Source organism: Actinocorallia sp. API 0066 (genome assembly GCF_020991275.1).
Taxonomy (GTDB): Bacteria; Actinomycetota; Actinomycetes; order Streptosporangiales; family Streptosporangiaceae; genus Actinocorallia.
The window spans coordinates 42,000-61,803 of sequence record NZ_JAJLQY010000016.1 but is presented as its reverse complement, the minus strand read 5'-3'; the positions used below and the strand labels follow the sequence as shown (position 1 = coordinate 61,803).

The window sequence follows — 19,804 nt, the reverse complement described above, 5'->3', positions numbered from 1 at the left end:
GTGGTTCAGGGGCGGCTCCCTTCCCGCTTGGCGCGGTGCTCGGCGATGAGCTCGGCGTAGCGGCGGCCGCTGGACTTCACGGTCCGCCGCTGCGTCTCAAAATCGACACGGACCAGGCCGAACCGCTTGGCCAGGCCGTCGGCCCACTCGAAGTTGTCCAGGAGGGACCAGGCGAAGTAGCCGTCCACCGGGGCGCCCTCGGCGATCGCGCGGGCGACGGCCTCCAGGTGGTCCTCCAGGTAGGCGGTGCGCTCCGGGTCGTGCACGGAGCCGTCGGGCGCGACGGTGTCGTCCCAGGCCGAGCCGTTCTCCGTGACGTAGATGCTGCGCGCGCCGTACTCGCGGCTGAACCTGAGGATGACGTCGGTGAGTCCCTGGGCGTGTACCTCCCAGCCCATGGAGGTGGTCTTCGCGCCCTCGACCGGGACCTGCCGGGCGTACGGGGCGGGGCCGTCCGGGTCGTCCACGATGAACTGGCGGAAGTAGAAGTTCACGCCGTGGTAGTCGGCGGGGGCGCCGATGAGGTCCAGGTCGCCCTCGCGGACGGGCGGTTCGACGCCGTAGACCTCGACCATGTCGGCCGGGTAGCCGCGGCCGTTCGTCGGGTCCAGCCACCAGCGGTTCACGTGGCCGTCCATGCGGTGGGCGGCGGCGACGTCCTCGGGGCGGTCGGTCGCGGGGGCGATGCCGCTGGGGTTGAGGACGATGCCGAGCCGTGCCGGTTCGGGGGCGTGGGCGCGCACGGCCTGCATCCCGAGGCCGTGCGCGAGCAGGAGGTGGTGCGAGGCGTGGACGGCGCGGGTCAGGTCGCGCTCGCCGGGCGCGAACCTGCCTTCGAGGTGGCCGATCCACGCCGAGCACAGCGGTTCGTTGACGGTGATCCAGTCATGCACCCGGTCGCCGAGCCGCCGCGCGACGACCTCGGCGTAGTCGGCGAACGCGTACGCGGTGTCGCGTTCGGGCCAGCCACCCTTGTCCTGGAGCACCGAGGGGAGGTCCCAGTGGTAGAGCGTGGCGAAGGGCCTTATTTCAAGCTCTAGAAGGGCGTCCACCAGGCGGTCGTAGAAGTCCAGTCCCATGGTGTTCACCGCGCCGCGCCCTGTCGGGATCACCCTTGGCCAGGCGATGGAGAACCGATATGCCTCAAGTTCAAGGCTTTTTATAAGGGCTACGTCCTCCGGCCAGCGCCGGTAGTGGTCGCAGGTGACGTCACCGGTGTCGCCGCCCGCGACGGCGCCGGGCACCCGGCAGAAGTCGTCCCAGATGGAGGGAAGCCGGCCGTCCACGTCGACGGCGCCTTCGATCTGGTACGCGGCGGTGGCGGCGCCCCACAGGAAATCCGCGGGAAGGGGGGTGTTCAAGGCAGACCTCTCCTCAGGAAGTGGCGTTATGCCGCTGTTACTTGACGGCGCCGGCGGTCAGACCGGCCACCAGATAGCGCTGGAGCAGCAGGAATCCCGCGACGACGGGCACGGACACGACGAGTGACGCCGCCATCACCTGGTTCCAGTAGACGTCCACCTGGGTGGAGTACTCCTGGAGGCCGACGGCGAGCGTGCGGGTGTCGGAGTCGGTCATGACGGACGCGAAGAGCACCTCGCCCCAGGCCGTCATGAACGCGTAGATGGCGACGGCGACGATGCCGGGCGTCGAGGCCGGGATGACGATCCGGATGAGCGCGCCGAGCGGGCCGCAGCCGTCCACCTTGGCCGCCTCGTCGAGCTCCTTCGGGATCGAGGCGAAGTACCCGGCGAGCATCCAGATCGCGAAGGGCAGCGAGAACGTGAGATAGGTGATGATCAGGCCGAGCCGGGAGCCGTAGAGGACGATGCCGGTCGCGTTGCCGATGTTGACGAAGATCAGGAACAGCGGCAGCAGGAACAGGATGCCGGGGAACATCTGGGTCGAAAGCACGGTGATCGAGAAGAGGTTCTTGCCCCGGAACTCGAACCTGCTGACGGCGTAGGCCGCGAAGATCGCGATGGTGACGGACAGCACCGTGGCGGTGCCCGACACGATGAGGCTGTTCACGAAGTACTTGGCGAGCGGGATCGTCGACCAGATCTCGATAAAAGGCTCGAAGGTGAGGTTGGTCGGCAGCCAGTGCCAGTCGCCCTGCACGTCGCTCAGCGGCTTCAGCGACGAGGCGAGCATCGCGTACAGCGGCAGCACCGTGAACAGCACGAGGAAACCGAGGACGAGGCGGCGGGCCCAGGAGACCCAGCGGGGCTCAGACAACTGTCCTCCTCCGTGACGTCACAGCCAGGTAGACCGCGGTGACCAGCAGCAGGAACAGCAGCAACAGCACCGACATCGCCGAGCCGAGGCCGAAATTCCAGGTCTTGAACGAAGACTGATAGATGTGGATCGAGATCAACGACGCCTCCTTCGGCGCCGACTCCCCGAACAGCACGTACGGCGTGTTGAAGTCGTTGAACGTCCACAGGAACAGCACCAGGAAGAGCACCTGGTTGACCGGCCGCAGCATCGGCTGGGTGACCGAGCGGAACTGGCGCCACCAGCCCGCGCCGTCGATCGCCGCGGCTTCATACAGGTCGCGAGGGATGTTCTGCAGCCCGGCCATGATGATGAGGAACGCGAACGGCCAGTTCCGCCAGACCGACACGATCACCAGCGACCAGAAACTGTTGTCGCCGATCAGCCAGAACGGGGCGTCGCCGCCGGTGCCGACCAGGCCGAGGGTGTCGCCGAGAATGCTGTTCACCATGCCGGTGTCGCGCTGGAACATGAACGCCCAGGTGATGACCGCCGCGTACATCGGCAGCGCGTACGGCACCAAAAACAAGGTGCGCAGCCCGCCCCGGCCCCGGAACTCGCGCTGCATGAGGACGGCGCCCGCGGTGCCCAGCAGCCAGGCCAGCGCCACCGACGCGACCGTGTACTGGACCGTCACCCAGAAGGACGACATCAGCGCCCTGCCCGCGGCGGCGTTGAAGTCGAGGACGAACCTGTAGTTGTCGAGGCCCGCGACCGGGGCCTCCGCCCAGTTCCGGATGTAGAACTGGGTCAGTTTGAGGAAGCTCATCCCGATGCCGACGAGCATCGGCACGAGGTGGATGAGCAGTTCCAGCACCACCGCGGGGAGCAGCAGCAGGTACGGCAGCGACATGCCGCGCCATACCCGGGCGCGGGCGGACTTGCCGGGGCCGGGCGGCGCGGGCGCGGGAGCCGGCTTGGTCAGAGTGGTCATCGGTGTCCTTTCCGGAGCGTCAGGGGCGTCAGCTACCTGCGGCCAGCTGCTCGTCGGCCTGGACGAGCTTGGACTTGATCGAAGCCGGATCCACCGGCTTGCCCGCGGCGACGTCGGCGAACATCTCCTTCATCGCGGTGCCGACGAGGGTCTCGAACTGCGACTCCTGCGGCACCTGCGGCATCGGCTCGGCGGTGTTGCTGAGCGTGTCCTGGAAGACCTTGACGTCGGCGCCCTGGAAGGCCGGGTCGCTGTAGGCGTCGTTCACGACCGGCAGCGAGCCGTAGGTCTTGTTCAGCTCGACCTGCGCCGGGGTGCTCGTCAGGAACTTGACGAACTCCAGCGCGCCCTCGCGGTTCTTGCTGTTCTCGAAGACGGCGAGGTTGATGCCGGCGACGAAGCTCGTCACCTTGCGGTGCCCGGCGGGCGGGTTGGCCGGCAGCGGGATCGGCGCGACGCCCAGGTCGTCCATGTTCATCCCGGCGAGCTCGAAGGAGCCCGCGGCCGCCTGGTTCATGAACATCGCGGCCTTGCCGTCCGCGACGTCCTTGAGGGACTTGGCGGTGTCGGTGTACTCCGCGTTGCTCGGGTTGACGATCTTGTGCTTCTGCATCAGGTCGACGTACTGCTGGAGCGCGGCGACGGCCTGGTCGGAGGCGAGTTGCGGCTTGCCGTCGGCGGCGAAGAACTCCGCGCCGTGCTGCGCGCCGAGGATGGACGCGTAGTGCGCGTTCTCGGTGACCTGGCCGGCCTGGAGGGTCAGCCCCCACTGCCCGTCCTTGGTCAGCTTCTTGCCGGTCTCGATGAGCTCCTCCCAGGTCGCGGGGGGTCTCTCGATCCCCGCCTCCTTGAACAGCTTCTTGTTGTAATAGAGCCCGTACGCCTGGCCGTAGAGCGGGACGGCGGCGGGCGGCTGGCCCTCCGCGCCGGTCGCGGCGAGCGACGGGCCGAGGAAGCGGCCCTTGCCGCCGATCCGCTCCAGGGTGGCGTCGTCGAACGGCAGGAGCGCGCCGGTCGCCTGGAGCGACGCCGACCAGGTGTTGCCGATGTTGAGCACGTCGGGGCCCGCGCCGGAGGTGGTCGCGGCGAGGATCCGGTTGAGCAGGTCAGGCCACCCGATGACCTCCAGCTGGACCTCGATCCCGGTCTGCTTCTCGAACGCGTCGAGCTGCGGCTGCAGCACCTCCTTGTCGTGGTCGAGGCTGGTGCCCTGGTTGGACGCCCAATAGACCAGCTTCTTGGGGGCGTTGGCGTCGTCGTCGCCCCCGCCGCACGCGGCGGCGGTGACGGCGACCAGCGTCAGCGCGAGGGCGGACGCGAGTTTTCCGAAGCGCATGGGGGTTCCTTCGGGGGGGTGGAGGGAAGCGCTGTGACGTGAGCCACTGCTTATTTCAGGGCTTGATTTAACTCGCGATAGACTGCATCGTCAACACCTCGAGGTGACTTTCTTCACGGCGTGGAGGAAGATGGAGCCGTGAGACCCACCCCTCCGGAAAGGCAGACGATGGCAGAGCGCAAACGGGGCACAGTGCGCGACCTGCGCCGGGACAACCGGTCGGTCCTGCTGCGGGCGCTGTACTTCGGCGAGCCGCGCAGCCGACAGGAACTCAGCGCGGAGACCGGGCTCAGTCCGGCCTCGGTCAGCAACGTGGTGCGCGACCTCATGAACGAGGGCATCGTCGTGGAGGTCGGGTCGGTGGACTCCGACGGCGGCCGCCCCCGGGTGCTGCTGCGCGTCAACCCCGAGTACGGGCAGGTCATCGGCGTCGACGTCGGTGAGACGAGGGTCCAGGTCGAGCTGTTCGACCTGGCGATGACCGAACGGGCCAAGGCCGACTACCCGCTGGAGCACGGGCACGACCCGTCCGAGGTCGTGCCGCGCATCCTCGCGGGGGTCGAGGCCGTCATGGCCGACGCGGGCGTCGACGCGTCGTCGGTGCTCGGCGTCGGCATCGGCGTGCCGGGCGTGGTGCGGCAGCGGCCCGAGGTCATCGTCGAGGCGCAGACGCTCGGGTGGTACTCGGTGCCGCTGGAACGGCTGCTGCGCGCCGGCACGGAACTGCCGCTGCTCATCGACAACGGCGCCAACACCATGGGCCGCGCCGAACTCTGGTTCGGTTCGGGCCGGGGCGCGCGCAACGCCGTCATCGGGCTCATCGGCTCGGGCGTGGGTTCGGCCGTCATCTCCGACGGCAGCCCCGACCGCGGCTCGGACGCCTCCGCGGGCGAGTGGGGCCACACCCCCCTCATCGTGGACGGCCGCCGCTGCCGCTGCGGCAACATCGGCTGCCTCGAAGCCTACGTCGGCGCCGAAGCCATGCTGGAGCGTTACACAGAGGCGGGCGGCCCCCCTCTGTCCGGCGACCAGGAGACCGCCCTGGCCTCCCTCATCCTCGAAGCCGCCTGCCCCGACACCGTCGCCGCCCTCATCGTCGACGAGACCGTCTGCTACCTGGGCGCCAGCATCGGCGGCCTCATCAACCTCCTCAACCCAGAACGCATCATCCTGGGCGGCTGGGCCGGCCTCCTCCTGGGCGACCGCTACCTCGACGCCCTACGCGCCGCCGCCTCCCGCCACACCCTCCACCACCTCTACAACACCACCTCCATAGAACTCTGCCGCCTAGGCCCCGACGCCGTAGCCCTAGGCGCCGCCACCCTCCCCCTAGAGAACTTCCTCACCGGCTAACCCCCACCCCCAAGCACACCCCCGCCGAGCACGTGATCGGCCTTGGCTCGGCGGTGGCGTCGGTCGGGGCTGGAGATCACGGCCGCCATCGTTGATCGTCTCCGCGAACCGGTCGAAGAATCTCGAATTCACGGCCGGTGCGCGCAGCGCGGGCTGACCTGGACGGTGGGGCGGTGCGGGTCCTGTGTCGTCTGGGCGGGGCTGCGTGCGTGTGCGTCTCCTGGGCCTTTGTGGCGGGGGGCTTGGGCGTGGTCCTGGGTGCGGGAGAGTGCGTCTTCGGCGGGCATGCGACGGGGAGTGTGTGGGCGTCGGGGCTCGGGGTGGTGCGTCGTTGTGCGGCATGTGCGGTAGGCGTTTCCTGGGTGGTCCGTTTGTTGGGTGGGGGTTGTGTTGGTTTGTTGGGTGGGGGTGGGGGGCTGATTGTAGGTTGGGGGGGTGGGTGGGGTTGGGGAGATTGCCGCGTGGTGGGTTGGGGAGTTGGGGCGGGTTGATGCTGGGGTGGCGGATCTTTGTGGGGTGGTGGGTGGGGAGGGGAGGCTTACGGATTATGGGGGGGAGGGGAGGGGGGAGAGGGTTGGGGTGGGGAGGGAGGCTTTGCGGCGGTTGCGGGGGGTTCGGGGGGAGTTGGGGGTGGGGGGGTGGGTGTTGCGGGAGAAGGTCGGGGTGCTGGTTGAGGTGGAGGAGAGTGGGGGGTTCTTGTGGGATTTTTCGGGGGTGGATGGGCCGTTTCAGCGGTTGCGGCGCGGGGTTGAGGTGGCGGAGGAGGGGGCTTGGGCTTGGCGGAGGGGTGGGGTGGCTGAGGAGGGTGGGGTGGAGGGGCTCGTTAGGAGGGTTGAGGGGTTTGGGGGGGCGTTGGGGGGGTTGCGGGAGGGGTTGGAGATCGGGAGGGAAGAAGGGAGGGTGCCTAGTCGGAGGATGGTGGTGGGGAACTTGAGGCAGGTGGAGGGGGCGGCTGGGTATTTTTTGCGGCTGGGGCGGGAGTGGGAGGGGTTGGAGCGGGGGGCTCGGGAGGCGGCGGGGGCCTGCCGGGAGTTCGCGGACTATCTGCGGGGGTTGGCGGGGGTGGCGGAGGACAGGGACGGGGTGGGGCGGGAGCGGTATGAGCTGGGGGTGCGGAACCATCTTGGGGCTCGGCTGGATCTGGTGGAGGTGTATGAAAAGGGGTGGGAGGAGCTTGCCGAGGTGAAGAGGGATCTTCGGGGGACGGCGGCGGAGATCCTGCCTGGGGCGTCGCTGCCGGAGGTCAGGGCGGAGCTGGACCGGCGGTATCGGATCAGGACCGGGCGGCCGTTTCTCGACTGGATTCAGGGGCTCGCCGACAAGGCGATCGAAGAACTCGACGGGGTGCACTTCGACATTCCGGCGCCGCTCAGGCGGATCGAGTGCACCGTGCCGCCGTCCGGTGAAGGGATCCTCTACCTGGCGCCGTCGGAGGACCTCAGTAGGCCCGGACGTGTCTACTACGGCGTCCAAGGGGAGGAGACGCCCACGTGGACGGTCCCGGCGATCATGTTCCACGAGGGGGTGCCGGGGCACCATCTCCAGCTCGGCGCCACCGTGCTGGAACCGTCGCTCAACCGGTTCCAGCGGATCGCCAGCGAGCTGCATCCCGGGTGGGGTGAGGGCTGGGGCCTGTACGCGGAGCGGCTGATGGACGAGCTCGGCCACTACCCCGATCCGGCGTACCGGTTCGGGATGCTCGACGGCGGGCGGCTGCTACGCACGGTCAGGGTCGTCCTGGACATCGGCCTGCATCTCGGCCTGCGCATCCCGGACCACGCCGGTTTCCACCCGGGTGAACGCTGGACGCGGGACCTGGCTGTGGCGTTCCTGCGCGCGCACAGCCCCGAACCGGACGAGGTCGTCGCCTGGGAGGTGGACCGCTACCTGGGCCTGCCCGCGCAGGCGATCTCCTACCGGCTGGGCGAGCAGGTCTGGCTCGACGGACGCGAGGCGGCCCGCGCAAGGCACGGCGCCGCCTTCGACCTGAAGGAGTTCCACGCCGCCGCGCTGCGTCTCGGCCCGATGGGTCTCGACCTCCTGGCGAGCGAGCTGGCCAGGCTCTGACACACGACCTGACCGCCCGCCGCACCCCCACCACACCGCCGTTCCGCGCGCCCCCGAGCCGCCCGCACCGCACGTCCGGCCCGGCACCACACCCGCCGACGCCGAATCAGAACCGTCACACGCATATCCATGACCTCAACGGCAACACCATTCCACCCACAACGGGAATTGTTGTTTCGGCTGCGTTTCGGAACTCTCACCCGGGATACCAGATCTTAACGACATATCCTCATTGACACACTGACTCGCGCCATGTGAAAGTCGTTTCGTCACCAGCCGAATTGCCGATAACCGTAATGCAGCCGGAGGACGGAAAGCAGCGATGAGCGGGCTCGTGGGCTGTGTCGATTTCACCGCCGATCTCCCGGAACAACGGGAAGTCCTGACCGCGATGACCGAGACGCTGCGTGACCGCGGCCCCGACGGCGGCGGCGTGTGGCTTTCGAAGAACGTCGGCCTGGGCCACCGCGCCCTGTTCACCGGAGCGCGGGAACAACCCCAGCCCGTCCACCTGGCGCTCCCCCGGGGCGAGCTGGCCGCCGTCCTCACCGGGACCCCGGACAACCTCGCCGAGCTGCGCGCCGTCCTGGACCGTCCCACCGACGCGGCGGCCGAGGTGCTCCTGCACGCCTACCTGCGCTGGGGGACGAGCTGTGTGGAGCGGCTGCACGGCGCCTTCGCCTTCGCCCTCTGGGACGGCCGCGTCAGCACCCTGCTCCTGGCCCGCGACCGGATGGGCGTCAAGCCGCTCTACTACCACCCGCACGGCACCGGCGCCGTCTTCGCGTCGCAGCCCGCGGGCGTCATGGCCCACCCGCGCTTCGAGGCCGGCCTCGACCTGGCGAAACTCCCGATCGTCCTCCAGCCGAGGCTCGCGCTCCCCGGCGAGACCCCGCTCAAGGACCTGCACGAGGTGCCGCCCGCCCACGTCGTCCGGATCAGCCCCGAGGGCAGAACGGTCCAGCGGTACTGGCGCCTCACCAGCGCCCCGCACGAGGACACGTTCGACAAAACGGCGCGCCGGGTGCGCGAACTGCTGGAGGACGTGGTCGCACGCCAGGCCGACCCGGCCGCCCCGACGGGCGCGATGCTCTCCGGCGGCCTCGACTCGACGTCCGTCGCCGCGCTCGCCGCACGCAGCCTCAGCCCCACCAGGCTCCGCACGTTCTGCGTCGGCTTCGACGGCGACGGCGAGCACTTCGCCGCCTCCGACCTGCGCCCCGACCTGGACGCCCCCTACGCCGCCGAGGCCGCCGCGCACCTGGGCGCCGAGCACACCGAGCTGACGTTCACCGTCCCGGACCTGCTCGCCGCCTTCCCGGCCACCCGCAAGGCAAGGGACCTCCCCGGCTGGGGCCAGTTCGACGCGTCGATGCGGCTCCTGTTCGAGCGCGTCGCCGCGACGTGCCGGGTCGTCATGACGGGCGAGGCGGCCGACGAGGTGTTCGGCGGCTACCCGTACTACTTCCGCCCCGACGTCAGGGCGAAGCGCGACGGCTTCCCCTGGATGTTCGACGGCCCGAAGCTCGTCGACCAGCTTGCCCCGGACGTCACGGCGGAGATAACGCCGGGGGAAGACGAACGCGCCCGCTACGAGACGCTGCTCGCCGAGGTGCCCCGCCTCCCGGGCGAGGATCCGGCCGAGGCCCGCATCCGGGAGCTGCTCTATTTCGGGATGTGCGGTCCGCTCACCGTCGTCCTGGACCGCAAGGAGCGGATGAGCGCGTCGGTCGGCCTGGACGTGCGGATGCCGTTCTGCGACCACCGGCTCGTCGAGTACGTGTGGAACGTGCCGTGGGCGATGAAGTCGGCGGGCGGCGTGAAGGGCCTGCTGAAAGCGGCTATGGGCGACCTGCTGCCGCCCGCGGTGCTGCGCCGCGCGAAGAGCGCCTACCCGCACGTGCAGAACCCCGCTTACGAGGAGGCGCTGCTCACCGAGGCCGCGTGGATCGTCAACGACCCGGGCTCGCCGCTGGCGCCGCTGTTCGACACGGCGCGGATGAACGCGCTGATCGGCCGGATCAGGGCCGGGCGGATGGCCGCGGAACTACCGGGCGGCGCCACTCCGGCGGCGCTGCTCATTCAGCTTGTGGAAATGCATCACTGGATCGAGGGCAATCGCATCAGAACGCCCGCCTGACACCCTCACCGGCAGCCGGAAAGAAACAGGACGCGCCATGCTCGAATTGCGGCCGATCACCGACGGTATCGGCACCGAGGTTCGTGGGATCGACGTCACCCAGGACATTTCTGACAAGGATTTCGACAGGATCTACGAGGCGTGGATCGACACGACGATCCTGCTGTTCCGGGACCAGCGGATGACCCCTGCCCAGCATGTGGCGTTCACCCGGCGGTTCGGCGAGGTCTACGCCTACACCCGCTCGCAGTTCAACCAGGACGACCATCCCGAGATCCTGGTGCTGTCGAACATCGTCAAGGACGGCAAGCCGATCGGGTCGCCCTACAGCGGCAGGGTGTGGCACAGCGACGGCGCTTACCTGGAGCGGCCGCCGGTCGGGTCGATGCTTTACGCCCGCGAGGTGCCGCCGGTCGGCGGGGACACCTCGTTCAGCAACCAGTTCGGCGCCTACGCGGCGCTGCCCGAGCGGGTGAAGGAACGGATAGCGGATCTCCAGGTCGTCATCAGCCGTGTCCGGTCCCGCCCCTACAACTACCCCGACCGTCCCGCGCCGACGGCCAAGGAGCGGGCCGAATGGGTGGACGTCTCCCATCCGATGGTCAAGGTGCACGAGGTGAGCGGCCGTAAGGCGCTCAACGTAGGCGGGAACGTTCCCTGGGAGATCGTCGGGATGCCGCAGGAGGAGAGCACGCCGCTCATCACGTTCCTCCAGGAGTTCGCGGTCCTCCCCCGCTTCACCTACCGGCACCGCTGGCGGGCCGGCGACATCATCCTGTGGGACAACCGCAGCGCGATGCACCGCGCCAGCCCGTACGACGAGACGAGGACCCGGCGGCTCATGCACCGCACGACGATCTCCGGCGCGCGCGTCGAGCGCCCGGCCGCCTAGGGGGACGGCGACGTGCGCGATCCCCACTACATCATCGTCGGGTCCGGCGCGGCGGGCGGTGTGCTCGCGGGCCGCCTCACCGAGGACCCGAAGGTACGGGTGCTGCTGCTGGAGTCGGGACGGGAGCGGCGCAGCCCGCTGCTGGCGATCCCGGCCGCCGAGACCCTCCTCATGGGCGACCCCCGCTACGACTGGTGCTTCACCGCCGAGCCCGACGCGACCATCGCGGGACGCGCCGTCGGCATCCCGCGCGGCCGTCTGCTCGGCGGCTCGAACGCGATGAACGGCATGATCTTCGTGCGCGGCCAGCGCGCGGACTACGACGGCTGGGCGGCCCAGGGCAATCCCGGCTGGTCCTGGAACGACGTCCTCCCCTACTTCCGCAGGATGGAGACGGCCGTCGGCCTCACCGGCGACACCCGAGGCACCCGTGGCCCCATCCGCGTCGGCCTCCCCCAGGAGCGCGACGTCCTGTGCGACGCCTTCCTGGAGGCGGCCGTCAAATCAGGCCACCCGGAGAACCCCGACTACAACTCCGGCGACCAGGAGGGCTTCGGCTACTACCAGGTCAACCATGACAGGGGCCGCCGATCCGCGGCCCTCGGCGGCTACCTGAAACCGGCGAGGCGCCGCCCGAACCTCACGGTGCTCACCGGCGCCCACGTCACCCGCCTCACCCTGGACGGCACACGCTGCGTCGGCGTCGCCTACCGCCACCGGGGCAGGGACAGGACGGCGAGCTGCACCCGCGAGGTGATCGTCAGCGCGGGCACGGTGCAGTCCCCGCAACTCCTCGAGCTCTCCGGCATCGGCCAGGCCGACGTGCTGCGCGCGGCGGGCGTCTCCGTCACGCACCATCTGCCGGGTGTCGGCGAGAACTACCGCGACCACTTCGCGGCCCGGCTGCGCTGGCGCGTCACCCGGCCGATCACGTTCAACGAGCGGTCACGCGGCCCGCGCCTGGCCCGCGAGACGGCCCGGTACCTGCGGCACCGGCGCGGGCTGCTCAGCCTGCCGATCGCGCTCGGCCACGGCTTCGTCCGCACCGCTGAGGCCGAGCCCACACCGGACGTCCAGTTCCACTTCGCCCCGGCCAGCTACGGCGAGGGCGCCACCCGCAGGCTCGACACCAAACCGGGCATGACGGTCGGCGTCTACCCCCTGCGCCCGGAATCCGCCGGGTCGATCCACATCACCTCCGCCGACCCCCTGACACCGCCCGCGATCCGGCCCCGCTACCTGGAGAGCCAGGACGACGCGCGCCGCCTCATCGCCGGGATGCGGATCGCCAGGTCCATCGTGGCGAACCCCGCCCTCGACCCCTACCGGGCGCACGAGCTCGTCCCCGGCCCGGACGTCCGGTCCGACGACGAGCTCCTCGACTACGCGCGACGGCACGGCGACACGTCCTACCACCCGGTCGGGACGTGCCGGATGGGCGCCGACCCGATGGCGGTCGTGGACCACCGGCTGCGGGTGCACGGGGTGGCGGGCCTCAGGGTCGTGGACGCCTCGGTGATGCCGTCGATGGTCTCGGGAAACACCAACGCCGCGGCGATGATGATCGGCGAGCGGGGCGCCGACCTCGTGCTCGCCGACCTGCGGGAGACGGGAGGCGTCCATGGCTGACGCGCGTGCCGCCGACAGATTCGACCATTCCACCAACCTGGCAAGAGCCGGGACGTACCGGGACCACCGGGGCGCGTTCTGGCCTCCCTCCGACGGCTACGGCCTCGCCGTCCTCGACCTCGGGCCCTCGGTGCCGGAGCTCGGCCCGCAGTTCCCCGGCGCGCTCGCCGCGCTGCGGTCGGCGGTCGAGGCCGAGTGGCGGCGGACCAAGGAGGCGGGGGTGCCCGCCCGGCGCAGGTTCAACGATCCGCTACCGGTCGCCAAGGCGCTGCGCGAGGTAGCCGAGCAGCTTCCGGGCGAGGCGGACCGGCACGCGGCGACGCTGCGGGCCGGCGCCGTCGAGGACGGCTACTCCGACACGATCCTGGCCGAGCTGGCCGGGCTGCGGGAGGAGCACACGGTCGTCGCGGGCCAGATCTCCACCTGGTTCGGCAAGGAGGTCAAGGGCCTGCCCACGGCCTTCGCCTGCCGCGCCGACGCCGCCCGCCAGGCGTTCGTCGAAGCCGCGACCCGCCAACCCTCCGCCGACTACCTGCGCTCCCTGCACCCGGACCTGCTCCTGGGCGACGTCCCCGCCTACGGCGCGACCGAGCTGTTCTTCATGGCCGGTGAAGGCGACCTGCACCCCAAGCACATCGCCTACTTCCTGCCCGAGGACGAGGGAGTGAAGTACTCGCCCTTCAAGAAGACCTACTACTTCGCCAACACCCACGCCGCCCTGCTCCGCGCCGTCTCCGCCCCGCTGCACCGCGAACTCACCGCGACCGGCGCCGACTTCGACCCGGACGACGCCCGGTGGGCCGCGATCCCGACGCTCGGCGTGCTCGGCCACGAGTTCGGGCACTTCGTGCACCGTCCGTCCACCGACTTCACCGCGCTCAACGCGGCCGACCGGTGGGTGTCGGTCACCCTCCAGGAGGTCGCCGCCGACGTGTTCGGCGCGCTCCTGCTCACCGAGGTGTGGGCAGAGCCGCTGGGCTACACGCAGACCGACGCCCTCTCCTACTACCTCGCCGAGTGCCTCAGGTACGTCTCGCGCGGCCTCGGGCACTTCCCCGACAGCGACGGCATGTACCTCCAACTGTCCTACTTCCAGCAGCTCGGCGCGCTCACCGTCGAGTCCGGCGGGGGCCGTCCGGTCCTCACCGGCGACCCGGAGGTCGTGCTCGCCGGCCTCCGCTCCCTCGCCCGGGTCCTCGCCGACACCCTGCTCGCGGGGGACGCGGCCGGGTCCCGCTCGCTCTACCGGGCCTTCGGCCCCGCGACGCCGGAGCCGCTGGCCCCGCTCGTCGCGGCGCTGCGGGATCGGCCGCTCATGTCCGTCGAGTACACACAGGAACACCTCTACTCGGGAGCCGACCGGGGATGACGACGATGCGCGCCAAACAGGATGTTGACCAGGTCCGCGACTACTACACCGAGCCCCGCAGGGTCGGCGCCGCCGAGGAGACCATCTACGACATCTGGGAGCGGGGCGGGGCGTTCCACGACTCCATCACCCCGTCCACGTACGTGCCGGAGTACCGCTCGCACATGGTGCTCAAGCTGCTGTCGCTCACCCAGGACGGGGCGAGTATCTTCTCGCTCGGCTGCGGCAACGGCTTCGTCGAGGGCGACCTGTGCGGGTTCGACCGCGAGGTCAGGGCGATCGACCTGAACGACGAGGCGGTCGAGCTGACCCGCCGCAAGGGCGTGGACGCGTTCGCCGCCGACTTCTACGCGCTGCTGCCGTCCAGCCTCGGCGCGCCCGACGTGGTGTACGCCGACGGGTTCCTCGGCCACCTCTTCGACCCTGAGCTGGGCACCGGGCCCGCGCTGGCGAAGCTGAAGACGTTCGACCTGAAGTCCGGCGGCCACCTGGTGATCTCCAACGACGCGCCGCGCGACGCGACGGCCCCGTACGCGCCGCACGACAGGCTGTCGGACTTCTGGTTCCTGTCCAAGAACTACCTGGGCGCGTGCCTGGCCGAGCACGGGTTCGAACCGGTCGAGTCGTACTACTTCCCCTATCTGCGGCCGATCAGCGGCATGCGCAACCGCACGATCTGCGTCGCGCGGGTCCCGTGACGGGCGGCGCGAAGGGAGGCGGCGGTGCCCGCTTCTGAGGAGTTCACCGCGCGGCTGCTTCCGCTCCTGCGGGAGGTCGTCGCGGTGTACGGCACGCCGTTCCACATCTACGACGCGCGCGGGATCGTCGCGACCCATCGGGCGATGGAGGCGGCGTTCGCGGGCGAGCCGTTCCGGCAGTACTTCGCGGTGAAGGCGCTGCCGAACCCGTCGGTGCTGCGGCTGCTGCTGGCCGAGGGCAGCGGGCTGGACTGCGCGTCGCCGGTCGAGCTGGAGCTGGCCGCGCGGGTCGGCGCCGAGGGCGACGCGGTGGTGTTCACGTCGAACAACACGGCGCCGCAGGAGTACGCGCTGGCGCGCAAGGGAGGCGCCCTCATCACCTTCGACGACCGCGCTTTCTTCGACAGGGTGGACGAGCTGCCCGACGTCGTCGCGTTCCGGGTCGCGCCGCACGGGCTGGCCGCCGGGTCGGCGCTGATGGGCGACGCGACCCGCACCAAGTTCGGCGTCCCGGCCGACGAGCTGGCCGACGCCTACCGGGAGGCGCGGCGCCGGGGCGCGCGACGGTTCGGCGTGCACGGCATGATCTGCGCGAACGAGCTGGACGTGGGCCGGGCCGCGCGGGCCGCCGCCGACGTCATCGAGCTGGGCGCGGCCGTCGCGGCGAGCGCGGGCGTGCCGCTGGAGTACGTGAACGTGGGCGGCGGGCTCGGCATCCCCTACCGGCCCGGCGAGCGCCCGTTCGACTTCGCCGCCTACGCCCGCGCGATCCTCGCCCAACGGGACGCGAGCTTCCCCGGCCCGGACAAGCCGAAGATCCTCATGGAGTGCGGCAGGTACGTGACGGGCCCGCACGGCGTGCTCGTCACCACCGTCCTCAACCGGAGCCGCAAGGCGCGCGAGATCGCCGGGCTCGACGCCTCGATGTCGGCGCTCATGCGGCCCGGCTTCTACGGCGCCTACCACCACGCGACCCTCCCGTTCGCGGACGACAGGGCCGAGGCGACGGTCGACCTCGTCGGGGCGCTCTGCGAGAACATGGACAAGTTCGCCGAGGACAGGACGCTGCCCGACCCGCGCGTCGGCGACATCGTCCTCGTGCACGACACCGGCGCGCACGGCCACGCCATGGGCTTCACCTACAACGGACGGCTCCGCCCGCCGGAACTGCTGCTCACCGACGACGGCGACGTCGTGGAGATCCGCAGGGCCGAGACGTTCGAGGACTACACGGCCACGGCCCGCTGGCGGCCCGAACCCGTGCTGAGCGCGGCGAGGACGGCGTCATGACCGACCCGAAGGCGCTCATCGACGACGCGTTCGCCCGGCGCGACCGGCTCACCGGCGCGGACCTCGAAGAGATCGCCCCCGTCGTCGCGGCGGGCCTGGCCGCGCTGGACCGGGGCGAGACGCGCGCGGCCCGGCCGGTCGGCGACGCGTGGGTGCCCGACACCCACGTGAAGAAACTCATCCTGCTGTCGTTCCTCACCTCCGCCAACACGATGGCCGACGGCGGCCCCGGACGGCCCAGGACGTTCGACAAGGTGCCGCTGAAGTTCGAGGACTGGGCGCCGGACGACTTCGTCAAGGCGCGGCTGCGGGTCGTGCCCGGCGCCGTCGTCAGGTACGGGGCGCACATCGCGCCGGGCGCGGTGCTCATGCCGTCGTTCGTCAACGTCGGCGCGTGGGTCGGCCCCGGCACGATGGTGGACACGTGGGCGACGGTCGGGTCCTGCGCGCAGATCGGGGCACGCTGCCACATCTCGGGCGGCGCGGGCATCGGCGGGGTGCTGGAACCGCTCGGCGACAGCCCCGTCGTCATCGAGGACGACGTGTTCATAGGCGCGCGCTCCGAGGTCGCCGAGGGCGTCCGGGTGCGGCGCGGCGCCGTCCTCGGGATGGGCGTGTTCCTCGGGAAGTCCACACCGATCGTGGATCGGGCCACCGGTGCGGTCACCTACGGGGAGGTGCCGGAGGACGCCGTCGTTGTCCCCGGAACCCGCGCCGACCCCAAACAGCCGGGGCTCGCGCTGGCCGCCGCCGTCATCGTCAAGTACGCCGACGCGCGCACCCGTGGCAAGACCGCGCTCAACGACCTGGTGCGGGAGTGAGCATGCCCGAGCCCAGCGCCTTCGACCGGCTGCGCGCCCTGCTGGACGGCGCCGCGCCGCCGCCCGGCCTCGCCCCGATCGCCCTGCACCTCGGGGAGTCCCGGCTGGCGCTGCCGCACGGCGTCGATCTCGGCCCGCTCGCCGACGCCGACGGCTGGACCCGCTACCCGCCGCTCGGCGGCACCCCCGAACTGCGCGCCGCCTACACCGGCTGGCTGGCCCGCCGCTTCGGCGTCACCCGTGCGCTCGCCGACGGGCGGGTCGCGGTGGAGCCCACGGCGGGCACCAAACACGCGGTCGCCGCCGCCGTGGCGCTCGCCGTCGCCCGGACGGGCGGCGCCGCCCCGGTCGTCCTGCCGAACCCGTACTACCCGACCTACCGCGCCGCCACCTCCTCGGCCGGAGCGGAGGCCGTCTACTACCCGGCCGACGCCGACGTGCCCGCCGCCGTCGCCAAGGCCCTCGCCGACGCCGGAGGCCACGCCGCCGCCGTCGTCCTCTGCGACCCGGCCAACCCCGGCGGCACCTTCCTCACCCCCGCCGAACTCACCGCCGTCGCCGCGCACACGGCCGCCGCCGGAGCCCTGCTGATCGTCGACGAGTGCTACACCGACCTGTCCACCGGCCCCCTCCCCCCAGGCTTCCTCTCCCTGGTCGAGCACAACGAGCACTCCTCGTTCCTCGTGTTGCACACGCTTTCCAAGCGGTCTTCGATGCCGGGTCTGCGCAGCGGGTTCGCTGCGGGGGATCCCGGCACGGTGGCGGCGTTCGCGGCGTACAACCGGGCCTGCGGGGTGTCGATGGCGGGGCCCGTCGCGCGGGTGTCGGCGGCGCTGTGGGCGGACGAGGCGCATGTCGCGCGGGGGCGGGCGGCGCTGGCCCGCGCCTGGGACGCCGCCGACGAGCTGCTCGGGGGGCTGCCCGGCTACCGGCGCGCGGACGCGGGCTTCTTCCTGTGGCTGCCCGTCCCCGACGACGCGGAGGCGGCGCTGGCGCTCTGGCGCGAGCAGGCGCTCACCGTCATGCCCGGCCGGTACCTGGCCGCCGCGACGGGCGCGGGCAACCCGGGCGCTGGCCACCTGCGGATCGCCCTCGGCCACCCCGAGGACACGGTGCGCGCCGCGCTGACCCGCCTGGCCACCGGACTCCACGGACCCACCGGAAGGAGTACCCATGTCCGCTGACCTGGCCGGGCTGACCGACGCCCTGGCCGCGCATCCGGACCGCACCGTCCGCCACGTGGGGCGCGACGGACGGCTCACCACCCGCACGTTCGCCGAGCTGCGCGCCGACGTCGAGGCGCTCGTCGCGGAGCTGAGCGGGTGCGGGGTCCGTCCCGGCGACCTCGTGGGGATCGCCGGGCCGAACTGCCACGCCTGGGTCGTCGCCGATCTCGCGCTCCTGGCCCTCGGCTGCGTCTCGGTCGCGCCGCCCCTCTCGGCAGCCCCGGACGCCGCCGAACTGGCCGGCCTCGCCGAGCGGTACCACATGACGGCGCTGCTGCTCGCCGGAGACGCGGTGCCGCCGGAGCCACCGCCCCACGTCGCGGCGCTCGCGGACCGGCCGCTGCGACTCGTCCCGCGCGAGGCGCCACCCGCCGAGACACCCGAGGGCGTGTTCACCGTCGCGTTCTCCTCCGGCACGTCCGGCACCCGCAAGGGCCTCCTGCTGACCCGCGCGGGCGTCGCCAACACGATCGACGTGTCCGCGACGGCGTGGCGGCTCACCGGCGCCGACGACCTCCTCGTCGTCATGCCGTTCTCGAACTTCCAGCAGCGCTACCTGATGTACCTCGCGATCACCACGGGCTGCTCCGCGACGATCGTCGTGCCCGAGCGCATGTTCCAGAAGATGCGGACGCTGGAACCGACCGTGGTGCTCGGCCCGCCGTCGTTCTACGAGATCGTCGCGCACCGGGTGGACGCCGCGCGCGGCCGGGAACGCCTCCCCTACCTGCTCGCGACCGCCCTGCACACGCTGCTCCCCGACCGGCTCAGCCGCGGCCTGCGGGCCCTGCTCGGCGCCCGCTGGACGGGCATGTACGGCTCGCGCGTCCGGCTGATGTTCACCGGGTCGGCGCCGGTGCCGTCGCGCGTCGTCCGGATGTTCCAGCGGCTCGGCGCGCCCCTGTACGAGGTGTACGGCAGCACCGAGGTCGGCTGGATCGCGTTCAACCTGCCCGGCGCGCACCGCACCGGCACCGCCGGACGCCCCGTGCCCGGCGTCGCCGTCGAGCTGGGCGACGACGGCGAGGTCGTCGTGCACAGCACCGCGCCCCAGGCGGCGGGCTACGTGTTCGACGGCGTCGAGACCGCCGCGTCGGTGTTCCGCGCCGACGGCGCCCTCACCACCGGCGACCTCGGCGTGTTCGCCGGACGCGGGTTCCTGCGCCTGGTCGGCCGCAGCAAGAACGTGATCATCACCCGCAGCGGCGTCAAGATCAACCCGGAGGAGCTGGAACTCGACGTCGAACGGCGCTGCCCCGTCACCCGCGCCCTCGTCGCCTCGCCGACCGGCGACGGACTCCTCACCTGCGTCGTCTGGCTGCCCGACCCGGCGGCGCCCGACCGCGTCGCCGAGGTCGAGACGGCGGTCGCCGCCGCCAACGCCGCACGCGACACCGCCCACCGCATCACCGAAGTCGTCTTCCGCCCGGACAAGGAGCTGACCGTGGAGAACGGATTGCTCACCAGGAACCTGAAACTCGACAGGGCGGCGGCGCTCCGCGAGGTCTTCCCGGAGGCCGTCCGGTGAGCGCGCCCACCGACGACGGGCTGTGCGCGCTCATAGCCACGGTGCTGCCCCGCGCCGCCGCGCGCGGCGGCGTCAAACCGTCGATGAGCCTGCGCGCCGACCTCGGCGTGGACTCGGTCGGGCTGATGAGCATCGTCTTTGTGCTGGAGGAACAGGTCGGCATCGACGCGTTCGGCAACGTCGACCGGTTCGTCAGCGCCGAGTACGTGTCCGACATCATCAAGATCGTGCGGGAGGGCTGAGC

The 19,804-nt window shown here is 71.2% G+C and carries 16 protein-coding genes; 12 read left to right on the top strand and 4 right to left on the bottom strand.

Features of this window, described 5'->3' with window-relative positions; genetic code table 11:
* Positions 1 to 5: 5 nt before the first annotated feature.
* The 4 genes from LO762_RS30190 to LO762_RS30175 are packed head-to-tail and all read right to left on the bottom strand — an operon-like array spanning position 6 to position 4,547.
* Positions 6 to 1,361: a GH1 family beta-glucosidase gene (locus LO762_RS30190; protein ID WP_230619554.1), complete on the bottom strand. Its 1,356-nt coding sequence runs from the start codon at positions 1,359 to 1,361 to the stop codon at positions 6 to 8.
* Positions 1,362 to 1,398: 37 nt separating this feature from the next.
* Positions 1,399 to 2,238, bottom strand: a complete 840-nt coding sequence (locus LO762_RS30185) for a carbohydrate ABC transporter permease (RefSeq protein ID WP_230619552.1) — start codon at positions 2,236 to 2,238, stop codon at positions 1,399 to 1,401.
* Complete coding sequence (locus tag LO762_RS30180) at positions 2,231 to 3,211, bottom strand: carbohydrate ABC transporter permease (protein ID WP_230619551.1); 981 nt, start codon at positions 3,209 to 3,211, stop codon at positions 2,231 to 2,233. Before LO762_RS30180 ends, LO762_RS30185 begins: the two co-directional genes overlap by 8 nt.
* A gap of 28 nt (positions 3,212 to 3,239) precedes the next feature.
* Positions 3,240 to 4,547 carry a sugar ABC transporter substrate-binding protein gene (locus LO762_RS30175; RefSeq protein ID WP_230619549.1) on the bottom strand — a complete coding sequence of 436 codons (1,308 nt, stop codon included), beginning with the start codon at positions 4,545 to 4,547 and terminating at the stop codon, positions 3,240 to 3,242.
* Between the two features lie 168 nt (positions 4,548 to 4,715).
* On the opposite strand from LO762_RS30175, the gene LO762_RS30170 reads away from it, so the two are divergent.
* The 12 genes from LO762_RS30170 to LO762_RS30115 all read left to right on the top strand — a co-directional run bounded on the left by LO762_RS30170 (position 4,716) and on the right by LO762_RS30115 (position 19,802).
* Positions 4,716 to 5,900, top strand: a complete 1,185-nt coding sequence (locus LO762_RS30170) for an ROK family transcriptional regulator (protein ID WP_230619547.1) — start codon at positions 4,716 to 4,718, stop codon at positions 5,898 to 5,900.
* 435 nt (positions 5,901 to 6,335) lie between these two features.
* Positions 6,336 to 7,967, top strand: coding sequence for a DUF885 domain-containing protein (locus tag LO762_RS30165; RefSeq protein WP_308104802.1), 1,632 nt, complete (start codon positions 6,336 to 6,338; stop codon positions 7,965 to 7,967).
* Between the two features lie 322 nt (positions 7,968 to 8,289).
* On the top strand, positions 8,290 to 10,107 hold the full coding sequence (gene asnB, locus LO762_RS30160; protein WP_230619545.1) for an asparagine synthase (glutamine-hydrolyzing): 1,818 nt from the start codon (positions 8,290 to 8,292) through the stop codon (positions 10,105 to 10,107).
* Between the two features lie 37 nt (positions 10,108 to 10,144).
* Positions 10,145 to 10,999 carry a TauD/TfdA family dioxygenase gene (locus tag LO762_RS30155; RefSeq protein WP_230619543.1) on the top strand — a complete coding sequence of 285 codons (855 nt, stop codon included), beginning with the start codon at positions 10,145 to 10,147 and terminating at the stop codon, positions 10,997 to 10,999.
* A gap of 12 nt (positions 11,000 to 11,011) precedes the next feature.
* Entirely contained in the window at positions 11,012 to 12,628 is a 1,617-nt protein-coding gene (locus tag LO762_RS33780) for a GMC family oxidoreductase (RefSeq protein WP_230619541.1), read from the top strand.
* Complete coding sequence (locus LO762_RS30145) at positions 12,621 to 13,997, top strand: hypothetical protein (RefSeq protein WP_230619540.1); 1,377 nt, start codon at positions 12,621 to 12,623, stop codon at positions 13,995 to 13,997. The genes LO762_RS33780 and LO762_RS30145 overlap by 8 nt, the downstream gene beginning before the upstream one ends.
* A 5-nt stretch (positions 13,998 to 14,002) precedes the next feature.
* A complete protein-coding gene (locus tag LO762_RS30140) occupies positions 14,003 to 14,695 on the top strand; it encodes a bifunctional 2-polyprenyl-6-hydroxyphenol methylase/3-demethylubiquinol 3-O-methyltransferase UbiG (protein ID WP_230619539.1) in 693 nt (230 codons plus the stop codon).
* A 24-nt stretch (positions 14,696 to 14,719) separates the two neighbouring features.
* The gene (locus LO762_RS30135) at positions 14,720 to 15,985 is read left to right on the top strand and encodes a diaminopimelate decarboxylase (protein WP_230619538.1); all 1,266 of its coding nucleotides are present in this window, start codon (positions 14,720 to 14,722) and stop codon (positions 15,983 to 15,985) included.
* The gene (locus LO762_RS30130) at positions 15,982 to 16,806 is read left to right on the top strand and encodes a 2,3,4,5-tetrahydropyridine-2,6-dicarboxylate N-succinyltransferase (protein ID WP_230619537.1); all 825 of its coding nucleotides are present in this window, start codon (positions 15,982 to 15,984) and stop codon (positions 16,804 to 16,806) included. Before LO762_RS30135 ends, LO762_RS30130 begins: the two co-directional genes overlap by 4 nt.
* 2 nt (positions 16,807 to 16,808) lie before the next feature.
* On the top strand, positions 16,809 to 17,990 hold the full coding sequence (locus LO762_RS30125) for an aminotransferase class I/II-fold pyridoxal phosphate-dependent enzyme (RefSeq protein ID WP_230619536.1): 1,182 nt from the start codon (positions 16,809 to 16,811) through the stop codon (positions 17,988 to 17,990).
* Positions 17,980 to 19,560: an AMP-binding protein gene (locus LO762_RS30120; RefSeq protein WP_230619535.1), complete on the top strand. Its 1,581-nt coding sequence runs from the start codon at positions 17,980 to 17,982 to the stop codon at positions 19,558 to 19,560. The genes LO762_RS30125 and LO762_RS30120 overlap by 11 nt, the downstream gene beginning before the upstream one ends.
* The gene (locus tag LO762_RS30115) at positions 19,557 to 19,802 is read left to right on the top strand and encodes an acyl carrier protein (RefSeq protein ID WP_230619534.1); all 246 of its coding nucleotides are present in this window, start codon (positions 19,557 to 19,559) and stop codon (positions 19,800 to 19,802) included. Before LO762_RS30120 ends, LO762_RS30115 begins: the two co-directional genes overlap by 4 nt.
* The last annotated feature ends 2 nt before the right edge of the window (positions 19,803 to 19,804 follow it).